The sequence below is a fragment of the Prescottella equi genome (assembly GCF_002094305.1).
GTDB classification, from domain to species: Bacteria; Actinomycetota; Actinomycetes; order Mycobacteriales; family Mycobacteriaceae; genus Prescottella; species Prescottella equi.
The window spans coordinates 487,175-504,694 of sequence record NZ_LWTX01000003.1 but is presented as its reverse complement, the minus strand read 5'-3'; the positions used below and the strand labels follow the sequence as shown (position 1 = coordinate 504,694).

Sequence of the window (17,520 nt, the reverse complement as noted above, 5' to 3'; positions counted from 1 at the left end):
ATTCTCGAGCAGGTGCGACCAGAGGAAGCATGCACGCAATATCGTTGTTACACAGACTTACTAGCGTCACGCGCGTGTCCGCACTCACCGACGCGATAGCGCGCTCGTTCACCACCGGGGAACCCGAGCGTCCCGCCCTGTCGTCGATGCGAGCCCTCGGTCGGCGGCAACTGTCCGGTGTCGAGGTGCTGGCGCAGTCCGTCGCCACCACCGCACCGGCCGTGTCCATGGTGATCCTGCCGCTCACGATGCTCACCCACGACCGCCTCGTGAGCGGCATCGTGACGATCCTGGTCGCGACGATCGCCGTCACCCTCATCGCGTTCTGCGTCTCCCAGTTCACCCGGCGCATGGCGGCGGCCGGCGGTCTGCACAGCTTCGCGTTCCGGGGATCCGGGAGCCGGGCGGCGCTCACCGCCGCCGTCGCGATGCTGGTGAAGTACGTCGGCAGCGCCGTCATGACGCTGTATCACGGCGGTCAGGCGGTGATCGCGCTGTGCGGGCTCGCCGGATTCTCCCCGCCCGCACCACCGGTGTACCTCGCGCTCGCGGTGGGCATCCTGTGCTGCCTCGTGCGCGGTGTGCGGTTCGCGGCGGTGACGATCCTGGCCGTCGAGATGTGCTCGCTCGCCTTCATCGTCGCCCTGATGCTGTTCGGCGACAACGCGTCCGCGCCGGTCCTGGTCCCGCCGGCGTCGGGGCACGGCACGCTGGCGCTCGTCCTCACGGCACTGTTCGCGCTCGCGGGATTCGAGAGCGCCGCCTTCTTCGGACCCGAGGCCCGGCGGCCGCTGGTGACCGTCACCCGAACGGTGTTGCTCACGCCGCTGATCTGCGGATCGCTGTTCCTGTTCGCCGGTTGGGCGGCCTGGACCGGGCGCAGCGACACCCTCGTCGACGCGTACCTGCACGGCACCGCGACCGGGGTCGATCCCGTCATCGTCGTGGCATTGAACGTCGGACTGAGCTGTTCGTGGCTGGCCTCGTCGATGGCGTCGTCGAATGCCGCGTCCCGGCTGGTGTATTCGCTCGGTGTCGAGGGCGCACTCCCCCGCTGGTGCGGACGGGTGCATGCGTCGTTCCGCACCCCGGACGCGGCCCTGGCGCTCGTGGTCGGCGTGGTGGTCCTCGGCGCCGGAACGTTCGCGGTGCTCGGCACCGGCGTCGTGTTCGGCGACCTGAGACTGGTCGTGCGCGGCGCCGTGATCGTCGCGTACGTGGTGGTGGCGCTCGCGTCGGTGCGCTTCCTCAGCCGCATCGGCGAACAGACTCCCCGCGTGCTCGCCGCGAGCACCCTCGGCAGCGTCGCCGGGACGTCGGTGCTCGGATACCTGTTGTACGTCAACGTGATCGACGCGTCGTACGTGGTGCCCGTCGCGGTGGTCGCCGTGCTGTCGTCCGGACTGGTGTGGCGCTGCTGGCTGCACGGTCGCCACCCGGACGCGCTGCTGCGCATGGGGGCATTCGACAACGCCGAATCCGCGGACGTCCTGCCCGGGGCGGGCGTGTTCGCCGCCGACGCGTCCGGCCGCACCGTCCTGGTCGGCCGGGACGCTCGCTGATGGCGCCCGCGAGAGACCTCGGCGGCAACGAACCGCGCGCCGTGCAGCGGGCGCTCGCGCTGCTCGAGGCGGCCGCACAACTGGGCTCGGGGGCCTCCGCGAAGGAGATCGCCGCGCTCGCCGGCATCCCGCAGGCGACGGCGTACCGACTGCTGAACCTGCTGGTCGCCGACGGCTATCTCGTCCGTGTCGCCGATCTCTCCGGCTTCACCCTCGGACGCCGCACCCGCGAATTGGCTGGGGCCGCAGACCGACCCGTCGACGTCGGTGCCGTGCTCGAGGAACTGCGCTCCCGGGTCCGCTACGGCGTGTACCTCGCGTCGTACGAGAACGGACGGGTGCGCCTGATCGACCGCGACCCCGATCACGAACTCGCCGGCGAGCGCACTCTGGTGACGGCGCCACACGCGTCGGCGATCGGCAAGCTGCTGCTCGCATCGCGTCCCGACCTCGCGGCCGGTCCGCTGCGGAAGGTCACCGCCCGCACCATCACCGACCACGACGCATTGGAGGTGGAACTGTCGGTGATCCGCCGCGGCGAACCCGCGCGCGAGGTCGACGAGATCCGGGTGGGCCGCTCCGCCGTCGCCGTTCCCGTCCACGACAGCCGGCGCGCCGTCGTCGGCGGCCTCGCCGCGATCGGCCCCACCGGGCGACTGGCCGTCGACGACACCGACCTGGTGAACCTGCTGCGCGAGTATGCCGGACGAGTGGCGCCGGGCGGGGTCCGCACGCCCTCGTGAACCGTCAGACGCCGTCCTGTTCCGCGTCGAACCGGGCGCGAGCATCCTCGATCGCCGCGCGGTTCGTCTCCGCCCAGCCGACGAGGACATCCACCGGATGGCGCAGCGTCTTGCCGAGTGGAGTGATGCGGTATTCCACGGCGACCGGACGGGTGCTCAGCAGTTCGCGCTCGACGATGCCGTTGCGCTCGAGCCGGCGCAGCGTCGCCGTGAGGGATTTCTGCGTCACCGCGGGAATCGCCCGGCGTAGGTGGTTGAAGCGGCTGGGACGCTCGCACAACTGGTCGAGCACCGCCAGCGACCACTTGTCGAGGACCTGATCGAGCAGTTCTCGATGAGCCGGGGTGACGGCGAGTCCTCCGGAAACGGCCGGGTAGGTATCGGTCATGCCACCTAGTTTCGTTGAAGTGCCCTGCGTACACCAAGTATCAATTGGATACCTTCCGCAACCGATCCTGGAGGACATCCACCATGACCGTGCAGTTCCGCAACCCCGATGGCATGACCCGGCCGACCCCCTATCACCACGTCGCGATCGGATCCGGGACCCGCCACGTCCACGTGGCCGGGCAGATCGCGCGTCTCGCCGACGGAACTCCCGTGGCACCGGGCGATCTCACGGGCCAGGTGGCCCAGGCCCTGCGCAACACCGCGGCCGGATTGACCGGCGCCGGTGCAACTTTCGACGACGTCGTGCGGCTCACCTTCTACGTCACGGGCTGGACGCCCGACAAGATCGACGGGTTCATGGCGGGCATCGAGCAGGTCGCGGCCGAGATCGGACTGGCCGTGCCGCTGCCCCCGGCATCGCTCATCGGCGTGGAGTACCTGTTCGAGCCGGACGTGCTCGTCGAGGTCGAGGCCACCGCGGTCTGCGACTGATCCCGCTAACGTGGTGCCGATGGAGGAGTTCGTCGGCGCGATCGCCCGCTTACGCTCGGCGGGTTGGTCTTTCGAACCGGGCCCGGGGCACCTGCGGGTTCCTGCGCCGCTGGAGTCCGCCCCGGCCGGCCAGACGGCGTGGGCGTCGTCGTTCTCACGCCTGTCCGGTCCCGACGACACGACCTGGTTCCTCTCCCTCGGCGACTACGCGGAGCCGTCCGACGATGCGTTCGCCTGGAACGAGTTCGAGACCATGAGCCGGGAGGCAGCGTCGGGCCCCGAAGACGAGGCCGCGATCACCGAGTTCTGGAGGCGGCACCGCCCGATCCTGCTCTCGGTCCGCGGCCCGTACTCGTATCTCGCGATCCGCGACGACGGCGTGATCGTGCACGGCGCCGAACCCGAGTTCGAGGACGCCACCGAGGTCGCACCCGATCTCGCGACACTGCTGAAAACCATCGCCGACCCACCCACGCCGGGCATCGGTCTCGTCGAGACGTTGTTGTTCGGCCGAGAGTAGAAGGACCGACGTCTTCGAGAACGACGAAGGCCGCGAGTTTCCACTTCGCAGACCGGGGTCACGACTCAGTCCCGTTCTCGTCTACCGACTGGATCTGCCGAGTACGCCGGTGACAAGCAGTTGCACCAGACGGTCGGCGTCGTAGGCGGGATCCGCAGCCGCCCCGATGCACAGGTTTCCGATGCCTTTCATCAGGTTGTACGCGCCCACCGTGGGCATGGCGCCGCAGTACTCGAGCGCCGCGTCGAGCAGGGCGGCACACACCGGCACGAGACGGTCGACGAAGTAGGCGTGCAGCGCATCCGATCCGGCGCTGTCGCCCTGCAACGCGCCGGCGAGGCCGTGCTTGGTGACCAGGAACTCCACGAACAGGGCCACCCATTCGCGCAGGGCCGCTTCCGGCGTCGGACTCTCCTCGAGCAGTCTGGGGCCGGCGTCCGCGCACGCCTCGACCTGGTGGCGGTACACCGCGACCACGAGTTCGGGGCGGGTCGGAAAGTGTCGGTAGATCGTCCCCATCCCGACACCGGCCCTCGCCGCGATCTCCCGCACCGGCGCGTCGACGCCGGACGTCACGAACACTGCCGCCGCTGCGTCGAGAAGAGCCTGCTCGTTCCGCCGCGCGTCGGCGCGCTTCGTCCGGCGCTCGCTCTCATCGGTCACAGAACACACTCCTCCACGTCGGCACCAGGTTGCTATCCGGAACACTGCTCCGTATTGTTCGGAACAGTGCTCCGCTTTCCATTATGGCAGGGCACAGCCCCTCGAAAGGACCCCTGTCTTGACCTCTTCGGTCCAGTCTTCCGCACTCGCCGCCACCCTCGACGAACTCGTCGGCGCCGGCACCCCCGTTCTCTCCGTTGCCCCCGTCGAACTGTCCGCCCCGGGCCGCGCACTGCCGCTGGAGGTGCGGGTCTCCGCGCCGACCACCGGCTCCGACCTGCCGGTCGTGCTGTTCTCGCACGGCAACGGGTGGAACCACGACGGCTACGCGCCTCTGGCCGCGTTCTGGGCCTCCCGGGGCTTCGTCGTGATCCAGCCCACCCACCTGGACTCCCGGCGCTACGGGATCGGATTCGACGACCCTCGCTTCCCGAGTATCTGGACTGAACGAATCGCCGACCTCGAACGCATCCTCGACCAACTCGCTGACATCGAGGCCGCCGTCCCCGGTCTGACCGGACGGGTCGACCACACCCGCATCGCCGTCGCCGGTCACTCCTGGGGCGCACAGACCGCGCAGGCACTCCTCGGCGCCCGAATCCTGGACGCGAACGGGCAAGTGGGGAAGGACATGTCCGACAGCCGCGTCTCGGCCGGCATCCTCCTGGCCGCGACCGGCGTCGGGGGTGAGGACCTGAATCCGTTCGCGCGGGCCAACTTCCCGTTCATGTACCCGTCGTTCCGTGAGCTCACCACGCCGACACTCGTCGTCGCAGGCGACCACGACCAGTCCCGGATGTCCAGCCGCGGCCCCGACTGGTTCACGGACGCATACAGTTTCAGCCCCGGTGCCACCGACCTGCTCACTCTGCACGACGCCGAGCACGCCCTGGGCGGGATCCCCGGATACGAGGTCGCCGAGACTACCGACGAAAACCCGGAGCGGGTGGCCCTACTGCAGCGGATGAGCACTGCGTACCTTCGCACCGCGCTCGAGCTCGATACCGACGACTGGGCCGCGGCCCGGGCGGCCTTGGCGAACACAACCAACCCGATCGGTCACGTCGACAGCAAGTAGCCCGGACTCACCGGACCCGCTCGCCGCCGGGCTCTTCGGGTGACCCGGCTACTGCCTGCGGGCCGCAGCCATGCCGCTGCATCCGGTGGACAGTCCAACCGAACCCGCCAACGAAAACGAGGTCACGAACTCTTTCGAGTTCGTGACCTCGTTCGTCGCAGTTCGTGGAACTGCTCGTTGTGGGCGAAGGGGGACTTGAACCCCCACGTCCCGAAGGACACTGGCACCTGAAGCCAGCGCGTCTGCCATTCCGCCACTCGCCCGAGCGACGTGGAAAACACTAGCACGCACTTCGCCGAAATCACGATTCGTGCAGGTAGAGGTGCAAAAAACGCATCGCGAAGCGGCTAGCAGGACCCCCGGGACGGGGTGTCCGGATATCATGCAGGGGCAGCGGCCGGGTTGATTGCAGCCGCGACACGCAGACTGACCGCGAACAGACAACAGCAAGGTTCATGCCGTGGGGATCGTTCAACGTTTCGAGCGCAAGCTTCAGGGGGCCGTCGGTGACGCCTTCGCGCGCGTCTTCGGCGGAGGCGTCGTACCTCAGGAAGTGGAAGCGGCGCTGCAGCGCGAGGCCACCGACCGCGTCCAGCAACTGGACGGCGGGCACTACCTCGCTCCCAACAGCTACGTGATCACGATCAACGAGTCCGATCACGCGAAGTTGGCGTCGGATCACGAGCTGACGGTGAAATCTTTCGCGCGACACCTCGAGGGATACATCAGAGAACAGGGCTGGCAGACCTACGGTGACATCGACGTCCGATTCGAGGCGTCACCGACACTGCACACCGGGCAGTTCCGAACCACCGGATCGGTCGATCCGGATGCTCACCGCGGCGACGCCGGCGCATCCGGCCCCGCTCCTCGGGCCCGGCGCGCCCCGACACCCGTTTCACCGACCCCAGGAGCAGGCCCCATGACCCAGAACTCCGGAAACGAGCCCGGTCGCGAGCAGCGCGACGACCGTGGCGCGCGTAACGGCAGCGCCCACCCGGATCAGGCACAGGGCCCCGGCGACCAGGGTGGATACCAGGATCAGGGCGGCTACCAGGATCAGGGCGGCTACCAGCAGGACTACCCGCAGGGCTACGCCCAGCCGCGCTACGACCAGCAGCAGGCGTACGGCGCGGCGCAGGGCGGCTACCCGCAGGACGCCGGTTACCCCCAGCAGGGTGGTTACCCGCAGCAGGGCGGTTACGACCAGAGTTATCCCCAGCAGGGCGGCTATCAACAGGGGTACGACCAGCAGGGGTACGACCAGCAACAGCCGTACCCGGGCCAGTACCCCGGCTACCAGCAGGGCTACCAGCCGCAGGGCGAGTACCAGCAGGGCTACGACCAGCAGTACGACCAGCAGCAGGGCTACGCCGACTACGACTATCAGCAGGGCGAGTATCAGCAGGGCGACTACGACCAGGCCGGATACAACCAGGCCTACAGCCAGCCGGGGTACGAGCAGGGTTACGGCCAGGGCTACCAGGCCGGCTACACGCCCGAGGCGGGACGCACCTTCACCGCGACGCTGCAGCTCGAGGACGGAAGCGGACGCTTCTACCAGCTGCGGGACGGCAACAACATCGTCGGACGCGGCCAGGACGCGCAGTTCCGCCTGCCCGACACCGGGGTCTCGCGTCGGCACTTCGACATCCGCTGGGACGGCCAGGTCGCGATGCTCTCGGACCTGGGTTCCACGAACGGCACCACCGTCAACGGTTCGCCGGTGCAGGACTGGCAGCTCGCGGACGGTGACGTGATTCGCGCCGGGCACTCCGAAATCCTGGTGCGCATCCTCTGACCACGGCAGACGCCGCCCGTCACCCCGCGAAAGCCGCATCCCGGACACGGGGTGCGGCCCAAGATCATGATCACCGCCGCCGGCTTCAACATATGATGCAGCCAGCTGAAAATGCCCCGGTTGCGCATCCGCGCCGCCGTCCCCCCGAAGGAGGTGTCGAGCAGTGCAGGGATTGATACTCCAGCTGACGCGAGCAGGCTTCCTGCTGCTGCTCTGGCTCTTCGTCTGGGCAGTGATCAAGACGCTGCGCAGCGACATCTATGCGGGTGCGGGCGTTGCCCGCCCCGCTCCGCGTTACTCGCGTACGTCGTCGGTTCTGCCGTCGCTCGGACGGACCAAGGTCGCGAAGAACCTCGTCGTGACGCAGGGGGCACTCGCCGGTACCCGCATCACTCTCGGGACACAACCGGTTCTGATCGGGCGGGCCGACGACTCCACGCTGGTGCTGACGGACGACTACGCGTCGACGCGGCACGCCCGGCTGTCTCCGCGCGGCACGGATTGGTACGTCGAGGATCTCGGTTCCACCAACGGCACCTACCTGGACCGGGCGAAGGTGACGACGGCCGTCCGGGTTCCGCTCGGCACGCCGGTGCGCGTCGGCAAGACCGTGATCGAGCTCCGCCCGTGACCCTTGTCCTCCGCTACGCGGCCCGAAGCGACCGCGGTCTCGTCCGCGCGAACAACGAGGATTCCGTGTACGCCGGTGCGCGACTGTTGGCGCTCGCCGACGGCATGGGCGGGCACGCGGCCGGCGAGGTCGCGTCGCAGCTGATGATCGCCGCGCTCGCGCACCTCGACGACGACGAGCCCGGCGGCGATCTGCTGGGCAAGCTCGAGGCCGCGACCCACGAGGGCAATGCCACCATCGCCGACCACGTCGAGGAAGATCCCGAGCTCGAGGGCATGGGCACCACGCTCACCGCGATCCTGTTCGCGGGCAGCAAGCTGGGCCTGGTCCACATCGGCGATTCGCGGGCGTACCTGCTGCGCGACGACCAGCTCACCCAGATCACCCGCGACGACACGTTCGTGCAGTCCCTCGTCGACGAGGGCCGCATCACCGCCGAGCAGGCACACACCCATCCGCAGCGTTCGCTCATCATGCGGGCCCTCACCGGCAACGAGATCGAGCCGACGCTCACGGTGCGCGAGGCCCGCGCCGGGGACCGCTACCTGCTGTGCTCGGACGGCCTGTCCGACGTCGTGAGCGACGAGACCATCGCCAACACGATGCGCGAGGGCACCAACGACGAGTGCGCCGACCGGCTCATCGAACTGGCCCTGCGCAGTGGCGGACCGGACAACGTCACCGTCATCGTCGCCGACGTCATCGACCTCGACTACGGGCAGAGTCACCCGATCGTCGGTGGTGCGGCGTCCGACGAGGAGGAGGACACGCCTCCCCCGAACACGGCGGCCGGGCGGGCCGCGGCGATGCGCCCGCCGCGCGCGGCGCCCAAGCGGGTCGCTCCCACGCCCGAAGCTCCGCCGAAGAAGTCGCACAAGCTGCGCTGGACGCTGATCGGGCTCGGCCTGGTGGTCCTGCTCGTCGCCGGGCTCTTCGTGGGCCGGAACATGATCCGCAACTACTACTACGTCGGGACCTCCGACGACCGGGTCACCGTGCTGCAGGGCATTCCGGGCTCGTTCCTCGGCTACTCGCTGCAGGAGAGCGCACTGATCGGGTGTATCGCCGACGACGGCACCCTGCGGATCGTCGACCCCGGCAGCGCACCGAGCGACTGTCACGTGCTGACGGTCGACGACCTGCGACCGTCCGCGCGCGAGCAGGTGCGGGCGGGTCTGCCGTCGGGCACCAAGGACGACGCGACGGAACAGATGCGACGGCTCGTCGCGAGCGACCTGCTGCCGCTGTGCACGCCCGAACCGACGCCGACACCGACCCCGCTGCCGCCGGCCGAGTCGCCCGCACCCACCACCGAGGTCGCACCGCCGGCTCCCGAAGGGGCCGCGCCGACCACGGCGGCACCCGCGCCGACGCCCGCGCCCGTCGAACAGATCCCCGGGCAGAACTGCAGGACCGGTAGCTGATGTCCACGTCCGATGCACCGTTCCCCAGTCCGCCCGGCGGTTTCGCTCCCCCGCCGACGCAGTCGACGCGGCGGAACACCGAACTGATCTTGATCCTCTGCGCGATCGCCATCACCACGATCTCGCTGGTGCTGGTCGAGGCCAGCCAGGAGCAGACCATCACCTGGGATCTCGCGAAGTACGGGCTCACCTACGCCGCGGTCTTCGTCGTCGCGCATCTCGCGGTGCGCCGGTACGCGCCGTACGCGGATCCGCTGCTGCTGCCGATCGTCGCGTTGCTCAACGGCCTCGGGCTGGTGCTGATCCACCGACTCGACCTGGCCGACGCCGAGAACGCCGTGTACCAGGGGCTGCCGATTCCGTCCCCGGACGCGAACCAGCAGGTGCTGTGGACGGCTCTGGCCGTCGGCGGCTTCGTCGCGGTGCTGATCTTCCTGCGGGACTACCGTCTGCTCGCGCGCTACAGCTACACCGTGGGTCTCGCCGGCCTGGTGCTGTTGGCGATCCCGGCGTTGCTGCCGTCCCGGTTCTCCGAGGTCAACGGCGCCAAGATCTGGATCCGGTTGCCCGGATTCAGCATCCAGCCGGGCGAGTTCGCGAAGATCCTGCTGATCATCTTCTTCGCGGCGGTGCTGGTCGCCAAGCGCGACCTCTTCACCACCGCCGGCCGGCACTTCCTCGGCATGGATCTGCCCCGCGCCCGCGACCTCGGCCCGATCCTCGTGGCATGGATCGTCTCGGTGGGCATCATGGTGTTCGAGAAGGATCTCGGCACATCGCTGCTGGTCTTCGGCACCGTGCTGGTGATGCTCTACATCGCGACCGAACGAGCCGGCTGGCTGCTGATCGGCGGCGCCCTGCTCGTGGTCGGGTTCTTCCTGGCGTACCAGATGTTCGGGCACGTCCGGGTGCGCGTGAACACGTGGCTGGACCCGCTCGGCGACTACCAGAACACCGGCTACCAGATCTCGCAGTCACTGTTCGGCCTGGCCACCGGCGGTATCGCCGGTACCGGACTGGGCAGCGGCCGCCCGTCGCAGGTGCCGTTCGCGAAGACCGACTTCATCGTCGCCGCGATCGGTGAGGAACTGGGCCTGATCGGGTTGGCCGCGGTGCTCATGCTGTTCCTGATCCTGGTGGTCCGCGGCCTGCGCACCGCGCTCGCGGTGCGCGACAGCTTCGGCAAGCTGCTGGCGGCGGGGCTGTCGTTCACGATCGCGATCCAGGTGTTCGTCGTCGTCGGTGGCGTCACCAAGCTGATCCCGCTGACCGGTCTCACCACGCCGTTCGTGTCGTACGGCGGGTCGTCGCTGCTCGCGAACTACCTGCTGCTGGCGCTGCTGATGAAGATCTCCGACGCCGCCCGCACTCCCGCCGCACCCAAGAAGAAGGGGCCCGCGCCCATCGCGGACGCCCCGACGGAAATGCTGGGTCGCCAATGAACACTCCCCTCCGCCGCGTCGCACTGGCCGTCATGGTGATGGTCGCTGCGCTGCTCGCCAACGCCACCTACGTGCAGGTCATCAAGGCCGACGATCTGCGCGGCGACCCGCGGAACTCGCGGGTGCTGCTCGACGAGTACTCGCGCCAGCGCGGCCAGATCTCGGCCGGTGGGCAGGTGCTCGCGTCCTCGGTCCCGACCGACGACCGCTACAAGTACCTGCGGGTGTACCCGCCGAATCCGGCGGCGCCGTCGAGCCCGTTCGCGAACGCGCCGGTCACCGGCTTCTACTCGATGCAGTACGGCAGCGCCGGCCTCGAGAAGGCCGAGGACCCGGTCCTCAACGGCTCCGACAACCGGTTGTTCAGCAAGCGCTTCTTCGATCTGGTGTCGGGTCGCGATCCACGTGGCGGCAACGTGGTCAGCACGATCGATCCGGTGATGCAGCAGGTCGCCTACGACGAGCTGACCGCGAAGGGCTACACCGGCTCGGTCGTGGCGATCGAACCGAGCACCGGCAACATCCTCGCGATGGCCAGCACGCCCAGCTACGACCCCAACACACTGTCGAGCCACGACGGCGCCGAGACGTCGGCGGCATGGGACGAACTGAACTCCGACCCGGACAGGCCGATGCTCAACCGCGCGGTGTCCGCGACGTACCCGCCGGGCTCGACGTTCAAGGTCGTCGTCACGGCGGCGGCGCTGGAGAACGGCGCCAACCCGGACGAACAGCTGACCGCGGCCCCGAACATCACGCTGCCCGGCACGTCGACGACGCTCGAGAACTACAACGGCACCACGTGCGGCGGCGGCGCCACGGCATCGCTGCGGGAGGCGTTCGCCCGCTCGTGCAACACCGCGTTCGTCGAGCTGGGCATCAAGACCGGCTCCGACGCGCTGGCCGAGCAGGCCAAGGCCTTCGGTATCGGGCCGGGCACCCCGGGCATCCCGATCCCGGTCGCGGACAGCACGATCGGCTCCATTCCCGACGACGCGGCACTCGGTCAGTCCAGCATCGGCCAGCGCGATGTCGCGCTGACGCCGCTGCAGAACGCGGAGATCGCGGCGACCATCGCGAACGGCGGCATGCGGATGGAGTCGCACCTGGTATCGCAGCTGCAGGGGCCGGACCTGTCGAACCTGGCGACCACGAGCCCCAAGTCGCTGGGCCGGGCCGTCTCGCCCGAGGTGGCGTCGACGCTGACGCAGCTGATGATCGGCTCGGAGAACAACACCGCCGGTCAGGGCAAGATCCCGGGCGTACAGATCGCGTCCAAGACGGGCACCGCCGAACACGGCAACGACCCGCGCAACACCCCGCCGCACGCCTGGTACATCGGCTTCGCGCCCGCGCAGAATCCGACGGTCGCGATCGCGGTCATCGTGGAGGACGGCGGTGACCGGGCACTCGCCGCAACGGGCGGCTCCGTCGCGGCACCGATCGGACGAGCCGTCATCGCGGCCGGATTGCAGAGGGGTTGAGGCATGTCGTTGACGAACGGGTCGGTGATCGGCGGCCGCTACCGCCTGCAGCGGCTGATCGCGACCGGCGGCATGGGCCAGGTGTGGGAGGCGACCGACAGCCGTCTGGACCGCCGGGTCGCGGTTAAGGTGCTCAAGGCCGAGTTCTCGTCCGATCCCGAGTTCGTCGAGCGGTTCCGGATCGAGGCCCGCACCACCGCGCAACTGAACCATCCGGGCATCGCCGGGGTGTACGACTACGGCGAGACCCGCGACGAGGCCGGCGCCAACCTCGCCTATCTGGTGATGGAGTTGGTGGCCGGGGAGCCGCTCAACGCGGTGCTCGCCCGCGTCGGTCGCCTGTCGATTCCGCATGCGCTGGACATGCTCGAGCAGACCGGACGCGCCCTGCAGGCCGCGCACTCGGCGGGCGTGGTGCACCGCGACGTCAAGCCCGGCAACATCCTCATCACCCCGACGGGGCAAGTGAAGATCACCGACTTCGGTATCGCGAAGGCAGTCGACGCGTCGCCGGTGACCCGGACCGGCATGGTGATGGGCACCGCGCAGTACATCGCCCCGGAGCAGGCCCTGGGCCAGGAGGCCACCGCCGCCAGCGACGTGTACTCGCTCGGCGTCGTCGGCTACGAGGCCCTGTCGGGCCGGCGGCCGTTCGGCGGCGGCGGCACGCTGACGGTGGCGATGAAGCACGTGCAGGAACCGCCCGAGCCGATGCCGGCCGACCTGCCCGCGCCGATCCGCGAATTGATCGACATCACGCTCACCAAGGATCCGGCCGGCCGCTACGCCAACGGCGGCGAGTTCGCGGACGCGGTCGCCGCGGTGCGTGCGGGACATCGACCGCCGCCGCCGGGACGGGTGCCGACCGCGGCGTCGCGGATGGTCCCGCCGGTGGCCGTGCCCGCCGCGACGGCGATGATGTCGACGCAGCAGCAGCGCAGCTTCGACGGCGACAACGGTGGTGACGCTACCGACGACGACGGTCGGGGCGGCGGTTGGAGCAGCGGACAGAAAGCGGTCGCGTGGGCCGGCGGTGGCCTGCTCGCCCTGGCGGCGATCGTCGCCCTGGGACTGTTGCTGTTCGGCGGCGGATCGGACGGTCCGTCGACGCCGCCAGCGGTGACGACGACGTCCAAGACCCCGGTGACGACCACTCGGACGACGCCGCCGCGGACGACGACCACGACGGTGCCGCCGACGACCACCACCACCACGACGACGGTGCCGCCGACCACGACGACCACCACGACCGAGCCGCCGACGACCACGACGACCACCCCGCCGCGGACGACGACGACCACGACCACCCCGCCGACCACGACCACAACCACGGCCGAGACCACGACCACCACGGCCACGCAAGGACAGCCATGACGACACCGCGCAATCTCTCCTCCCGGTACGAGCTGGGTGAGATTCTCGGCTTCGGCGGTATGTCCGAGGTGCACCTGGGTCGGGACCTACGGTTGAGCCGCGACGTGGCGATCAAGGTGCTGCGCGCGGATCTGGCCCGCGATCCCACGTTCTATCTGCGGTTCCGCCGGGAGGCGCAGAACGCGGCCGCGCTGAACCATCCGGCGATCGTCGCGGTGTACGACACCGGGGAGGCCGAGACCGACGCCGGCCCGCTGCCGTACATCGTGATGGAGTACGTCGACGGGGACACGCTGCGCGACATCATCCGCACCGAGGGCCCGCTGCAGCCGCGACGGGCCATGGAGGTCATCGCCGACGTCTGCGCGGCGCTGGACTTCAGCCATCGCAACGGCATCGTGCACCGCGACATGAAGCCCGCCAACATCATGATCAACCGCGCGGGTGCGGTGAAGGTGATGGACTTCGGTATCGCGCGGGCGATCTCGGACAGCTCGAGCCCGATGACGCAGACCGCGGCGGTGATCGGCACGGCGCAGTACCTGTCGCCGGAGCAGGCGCGCGGCGAGCAGGTGGATGCCCGCTCGGACGTCTACTCGCTGGGCTGTGTGCTGTACGAGGTGCTCACCGGCGAGCCGCCGTTCAAGGGCGATTCCCCGGTGGCCGTGGCCTACCAGCACGTCCGGGAGGACCCGAAGCAGCCTTCGCAGGTGAATCCGGCGGTGCCGCCGGCGCTGGACTCGGTGATCCTCAAGGCGATGAGCAAGAACCCCGCCAACCGGTACCAGAGCGCCGCCGAGATGCGCAGCGACCTGGTGCGGGTGCTGGGCGGGCAACGTCCGAGTGCGCCGATGGTGATGTCCGACGAGGACCGCACCACGATGTTCGGCCCCGTGGACAGCGGCGCGGGCACCGGTTCGGGGTACCGCCCCGAACCCGCGCGCACGTCGACGGCGACCGCCGCCCCGGTGGCCGTCCCCGCCGCGGCGCCGGCCAAGAAGAGCAACACCGCCCGCAACACGATGCTCTCGGTGGCGGCGTTGGTCGTGGTCGGCATCATCGGCGCATTCATCTGGTCGCTGGTGTCGAACCCGGCGAAGGTCGAGGTGCCGAACGTCGCCGGGCTGACCGCGCAGGCCGCGGAGGCGCAGCTGCGGGGGATGAACCTCGACACGAGCATCCAGACCCGCCCGGACGCGGTGGTCGCGGAGGGCAACGTCATCGCGACCACGCCGTCGGCGGGGTCGTCGGTGAGCGAGAAGAGCACGGTCACCCTGCAGGTGTCGTCGGGCCCGGAGCAGGTGCAGGTGCCGAAGCTGGCGGGGCTCTCGCAGGACGAGGCCGCGCAGGCGCTCAACGCCGTCGGGCTGCGTCTCGCCCCTGAAGTCGATCGGGCCCCGTCGGATCCGGCGCAGCTCGACAAGGTGACCGCGCAGGACCCGTCGTCGGGAGCGAAGATCAACCTGGACTCCACGGTGTCGATCACGCTGGGCTCCGGACCCGAACAGGTGCGGATCCCGAACGTGATCGGGCAGACGATCGACGTCGCGCAGCCCAACATCGAGGGTGTCGGCTTCAAGGTCCAGGTCGCGACCGTCGACTCGAGCAAGCCCGAGGGACAGGTCATCTCGACCTCCCCGTCGGGTGGATCCACCGCCGCGAAGGGCGACGTCATCACCGTGCAGGTGTCCAACGGCAAGCAGTTCACGATGCCCGACCTCACCGAGATGTCGGTGTCGCAGGCCGTCGAGGCGCTGCGCAAGGCCGGGTGGACCGGATCGTCCAACCAGCTGACGCAGACGCGTCAGTCGACGCTCGACGCCAGCCTGGTCGGCAAGATCCTCGGACAGCAGCAGCCCGCGGGCAGCGACGTCGCGAAGAACGCGCCGCTGACGGTGATCGTCGGCGAACTGGGCATCCCGCGCTGATCCGGGTCGCCCGGTCGTCGGGGTCAGCGCGTGAGCGCGTCTCCCAGCGACCGGGCCACCTCGTCTTCGAGGGTCGCGACGATCGTCTCGCTCGGCGCCTGACCGCACACGCCGAGCCAGTTCGCGAGCATCCGGTGCCCACCCTGGGTCAGCACCGACTCGGGGTGGAACTGCACGCCGTGGATGGGCAGCTCACGGTGCCGCATCGCCATCACGATGCCGCTGTCGGTGCGGGCCGTCACCTCCAGCTCGTCCGGAATGGTGTCGGCGAGGACGGTCAACGAGTGGTAGCGGGTGGCCGTGAAGGGGTCGGGCAGCCCGGCGAGGACACCGACGTCGTTGTGGTGCACCAGGCTGGTCTTGCCGTGCAGCAGTTCCGGGGCACGGTCGACGGTGGCGCCGAACGCGGCACCGATCGCCTGATGTCCCAGGCACACCCCCAGCAATGGGGTCTTCGCCTCGGCACACGCGCCGACCAGTGGCATCGTCGCGCCGGCCCGCTGCGGGGTGCCCGGGCCGGGGCTGAGCAGGATGCCGTCGAAATCGGCTGCGGCGGCCGCGATCGCGGCGTCACCGGTCAGTCGCGCGTCGTCGTTGCGCCACACTTCGGCGTTCGTCCCGAGCTGGCCCAGGTACTGCACCAGGTTGAACACGAAGCTGTCGTAGTTGTCGACGACCAGAATGCGCATGAGATGAAGGGTAATGCGCAGTACGTTGCGGCTACGCGACCGGTCGCGCGTACTCGGTGTGCAACTGCCCGGTGTAGGCCGGGACGGTGAGGGCGTCGGACTGCTGCTGGGTGTAGCCGAGTCCGTAGCGGACCGCGTACTGCTTGAACATCTTGATGCCGGGTTCGTTCGCGAGAGTGGCCGCGAGCCGCGCCGGGTCACCGATCGCCGTCACCACGTACGGGGGGCTGTAGGTGCGCCCGTGCAGCAGCAGGGTGTTCCCGATGCAGCGCGGCGCCGACGTGTTCACGATGCGCTGGTCCTGCATCGCGACGGCCTCCGCGCCGCCGGCCCACAGCGCATTGAGCACGCTCTGCACGTCCTGCTGGTGGACGACCAGGTCGTCCGGCGAGGCCCCGGCCGGATACTTGCCGTCGGCGTCGCGGGGGGCGTCGGTCAAGGTCACGACCACTCCGCGGCCGCTCAGCTCGGTCAGGCCGGCGGCGTCCGCGAGCGCCCGGCTCTCGGTGAGCACCTCAGCGACCCGGGTGTCGGTGCCGGCGGCCGTCTCCTGCAGTTCCTCGACCTGGGCGGCCAACTCGTCGCGGGTGCGGGCGGCGCGATCCACCTCGGTCTGCGCCTGCCGGACGAGATCGGACAGGCGGGTGGAGTCGGCGGCGCGGATCTCGTTGCCGTGGGACACCTCGCGGGTGGTGGCGATCAGCAGACCCGCGACCAGGCAGACGACGAGCACGGCGATCGACCAGAAGCCGAACGGGGGCCGGGTGCGCTGCGGCTCGTCTCCGACGTCGGACACCCTCGATCATCACTCCTCACCGCGGACAATCGGTCCTGGCCGCGTCGGTTTGAGTTAGCGTGTACTCACAGCAGGTTAGGTGCGAATCTACCCTGGCGGCCCGGACGGATCCGGGCATCGTGCTCGCGTTATCCATTCACACGAAACAAGGACGTCATGCCGAAGTCGAAGGTCCGGAAGAAGACCGATTACACGATCAATCCCGCGAACCGCACCCCCGTGAAGGTGAAGGCCGGTCCGTCGAGCGCGGTTTACGTCTCGGTGATGCTCGGTTTCATGCTCGTCGGACTGGCGTGGCTGATTGTGTACTACTTGGCCGGCGAGAACCTCTCGTGGATGAACGATCTGGGGGCATACAACTTCCTCATCGGCTTCGGATTCATGGTCGTCGGCCTGATCATGACGATGCGGTGGCGGTGACCTGCGCATTCACCGGAAGAGCCGAGTTATCCCCAGCCGCCAATTACACACGTGTCATTCATCCCCAGTGTGGATAACACCTG

At 69.2% G+C, this 17,520-nt stretch carries 17 protein-coding genes and 1 tRNA gene; 13 read left to right on the top strand and 5 right to left on the bottom strand.

The features are described 5' to 3' along the window. Window positions 1–74: 74 nt before the first annotated feature. Both A6I89_RS11685 and A6I89_RS11680 read left to right on the top strand, forming a co-directional pair. Entirely contained in the window at window positions 75–1,562 is a 1,488-nt protein-coding gene (locus A6I89_RS11685; RefSeq protein ID WP_022593211.1) for an APC family permease, read from the top strand. After that, complete coding sequence (locus A6I89_RS11680; protein ID WP_005516552.1) at window positions 1,562–2,305, top strand: IclR family transcriptional regulator; 744 nt, start codon at window positions 1,562–1,564, stop codon at window positions 2,303–2,305. The genes A6I89_RS11685 and A6I89_RS11680 overlap by 1 nt, the downstream gene beginning before the upstream one ends. A gap of 4 nt (window positions 2,306–2,309) precedes the next feature. On the opposite strand, the gene A6I89_RS11675 is transcribed toward A6I89_RS11680, so the two are convergent. Further along, the gene (locus tag A6I89_RS11675; RefSeq protein ID WP_005516553.1) at window positions 2,310–2,693 is read right to left on the bottom strand and encodes a winged helix-turn-helix transcriptional regulator; all 384 of its coding nucleotides are present in this window, start codon (window positions 2,691–2,693) and stop codon (window positions 2,310–2,312) included. A gap of 83 nt (window positions 2,694–2,776) precedes the next feature. Between A6I89_RS11675 and A6I89_RS11670 the strand changes: the two genes are divergently transcribed. Continuing rightward, a complete protein-coding gene (locus A6I89_RS11670; protein ID WP_013414393.1) occupies window positions 2,777–3,187 on the top strand; it encodes a RidA family protein in 411 nt (136 codons plus the stop codon). A gap of 19 nt (window positions 3,188–3,206) precedes the next feature. Continuing rightward, complete coding sequence (locus A6I89_RS11665) at window positions 3,207–3,707, top strand: hypothetical protein (RefSeq protein WP_022593210.1); 501 nt, start codon at window positions 3,207–3,209, stop codon at window positions 3,705–3,707. 81 nt (window positions 3,708–3,788) lie between these two features. Here A6I89_RS11665 and A6I89_RS11660 read toward each other — a convergent pair whose 3' ends face one another. Further along, on the bottom strand, window positions 3,789–4,370 hold the full coding sequence (locus A6I89_RS11660) for a TetR/AcrR family transcriptional regulator (protein ID WP_005516556.1): 582 nt from the start codon (window positions 4,368–4,370) through the stop codon (window positions 3,789–3,791). A 118-nt stretch (window positions 4,371–4,488) separates the two neighbouring features. Between A6I89_RS11660 and A6I89_RS11655 the strand changes: the two genes are divergently transcribed. Next, window positions 4,489–5,448, top strand: a complete 960-nt coding sequence (locus tag A6I89_RS11655; protein WP_022593209.1) for an alpha/beta hydrolase family protein — start codon at window positions 4,489–4,491, stop codon at window positions 5,446–5,448. A gap of 180 nt (window positions 5,449–5,628) precedes the next feature. On the opposite strand, the gene A6I89_RS11650 is transcribed toward A6I89_RS11655, so the two are convergent. Beyond that, a tRNA-Leu gene (locus A6I89_RS11650) sits at window positions 5,629–5,711 on the bottom strand. 197 nt (window positions 5,712–5,908) lie between these two features. Between A6I89_RS11650 and A6I89_RS11645 the strand changes: the two genes are divergently transcribed. From A6I89_RS11645 to pknB, 7 genes are all read left to right on the top strand, one after another. Then, the gene (locus A6I89_RS11645; protein ID WP_022593208.1) at window positions 5,909–7,249 is read left to right on the top strand and encodes a DUF3662 and FHA domain-containing protein; all 1,341 of its coding nucleotides are present in this window, start codon (window positions 5,909–5,911) and stop codon (window positions 7,247–7,249) included. A 163-nt stretch (window positions 7,250–7,412) separates the two neighbouring features. Then, window positions 7,413–7,880 carry an FHA domain-containing protein FhaB/FipA gene (locus A6I89_RS11640; RefSeq protein WP_005516561.1) on the top strand — a complete coding sequence of 156 codons (468 nt, stop codon included), beginning with the start codon at window positions 7,413–7,415 and terminating at the stop codon, window positions 7,878–7,880. Then, window positions 7,877–9,304, top strand: coding sequence for a PP2C family protein-serine/threonine phosphatase (locus tag A6I89_RS11635; RefSeq protein WP_022593207.1), 1,428 nt, complete (start codon window positions 7,877–7,879; stop codon window positions 9,302–9,304). The genes A6I89_RS11640 and A6I89_RS11635 overlap by 4 nt, the downstream gene beginning before the upstream one ends. After that, window positions 9,304–10,746: an FtsW/RodA/SpoVE family cell cycle protein gene (locus tag A6I89_RS11630; RefSeq protein WP_022593206.1), complete on the top strand. Its 1,443-nt coding sequence runs from the start codon at window positions 9,304–9,306 to the stop codon at window positions 10,744–10,746. The genes A6I89_RS11635 and A6I89_RS11630 overlap by 1 nt, the downstream gene beginning before the upstream one ends. Then, window positions 10,743–12,230: a peptidoglycan D,D-transpeptidase FtsI family protein gene (locus A6I89_RS11625; protein ID WP_013414386.1), complete on the top strand. Its 1,488-nt coding sequence runs from the start codon at window positions 10,743–10,745 to the stop codon at window positions 12,228–12,230. The genes A6I89_RS11630 and A6I89_RS11625 overlap by 4 nt, the downstream gene beginning before the upstream one ends. A gap of 3 nt (window positions 12,231–12,233) precedes the next feature. Continuing rightward, a complete protein-coding gene (locus A6I89_RS11620; protein WP_022593204.1) occupies window positions 12,234–13,604 on the top strand; it encodes a serine/threonine-protein kinase in 1,371 nt (456 codons plus the stop codon). Beyond that, entirely contained in the window at window positions 13,601–15,532 is a 1,932-nt protein-coding gene (gene pknB / locus A6I89_RS11615; protein WP_005516571.1) for a Stk1 family PASTA domain-containing Ser/Thr kinase, read from the top strand. Before A6I89_RS11620 ends, pknB begins: the two co-directional genes overlap by 4 nt. 23 nt (window positions 15,533–15,555) lie before the next feature. Here the strand turns inward: pknB and A6I89_RS11610 are convergent, their stop codons facing one another. Further along, complete coding sequence (locus A6I89_RS11610) at window positions 15,556–16,221, bottom strand: aminodeoxychorismate/anthranilate synthase component II (protein WP_022593202.1); 666 nt, start codon at window positions 16,219–16,221, stop codon at window positions 15,556–15,558. Window positions 16,222–16,252: 31 nt separating this feature from the next. Further along, entirely contained in the window at window positions 16,253–17,017 is a 765-nt protein-coding gene (locus A6I89_RS11605; RefSeq protein WP_005516575.1) for a DUF881 domain-containing protein, read from the bottom strand. A 156-nt stretch (window positions 17,018–17,173) separates the two neighbouring features. Here A6I89_RS11605 and crgA point away from each other — a divergent pair, with 156 nt between their 5' ends. Then, window positions 17,174–17,437: a cell division protein CrgA gene (gene crgA, locus A6I89_RS11600; RefSeq protein WP_005516576.1), complete on the top strand. Its 264-nt coding sequence runs from the start codon at window positions 17,174–17,176 to the stop codon at window positions 17,435–17,437. Window positions 17,438–17,520 lie beyond the last annotated feature (83 nt).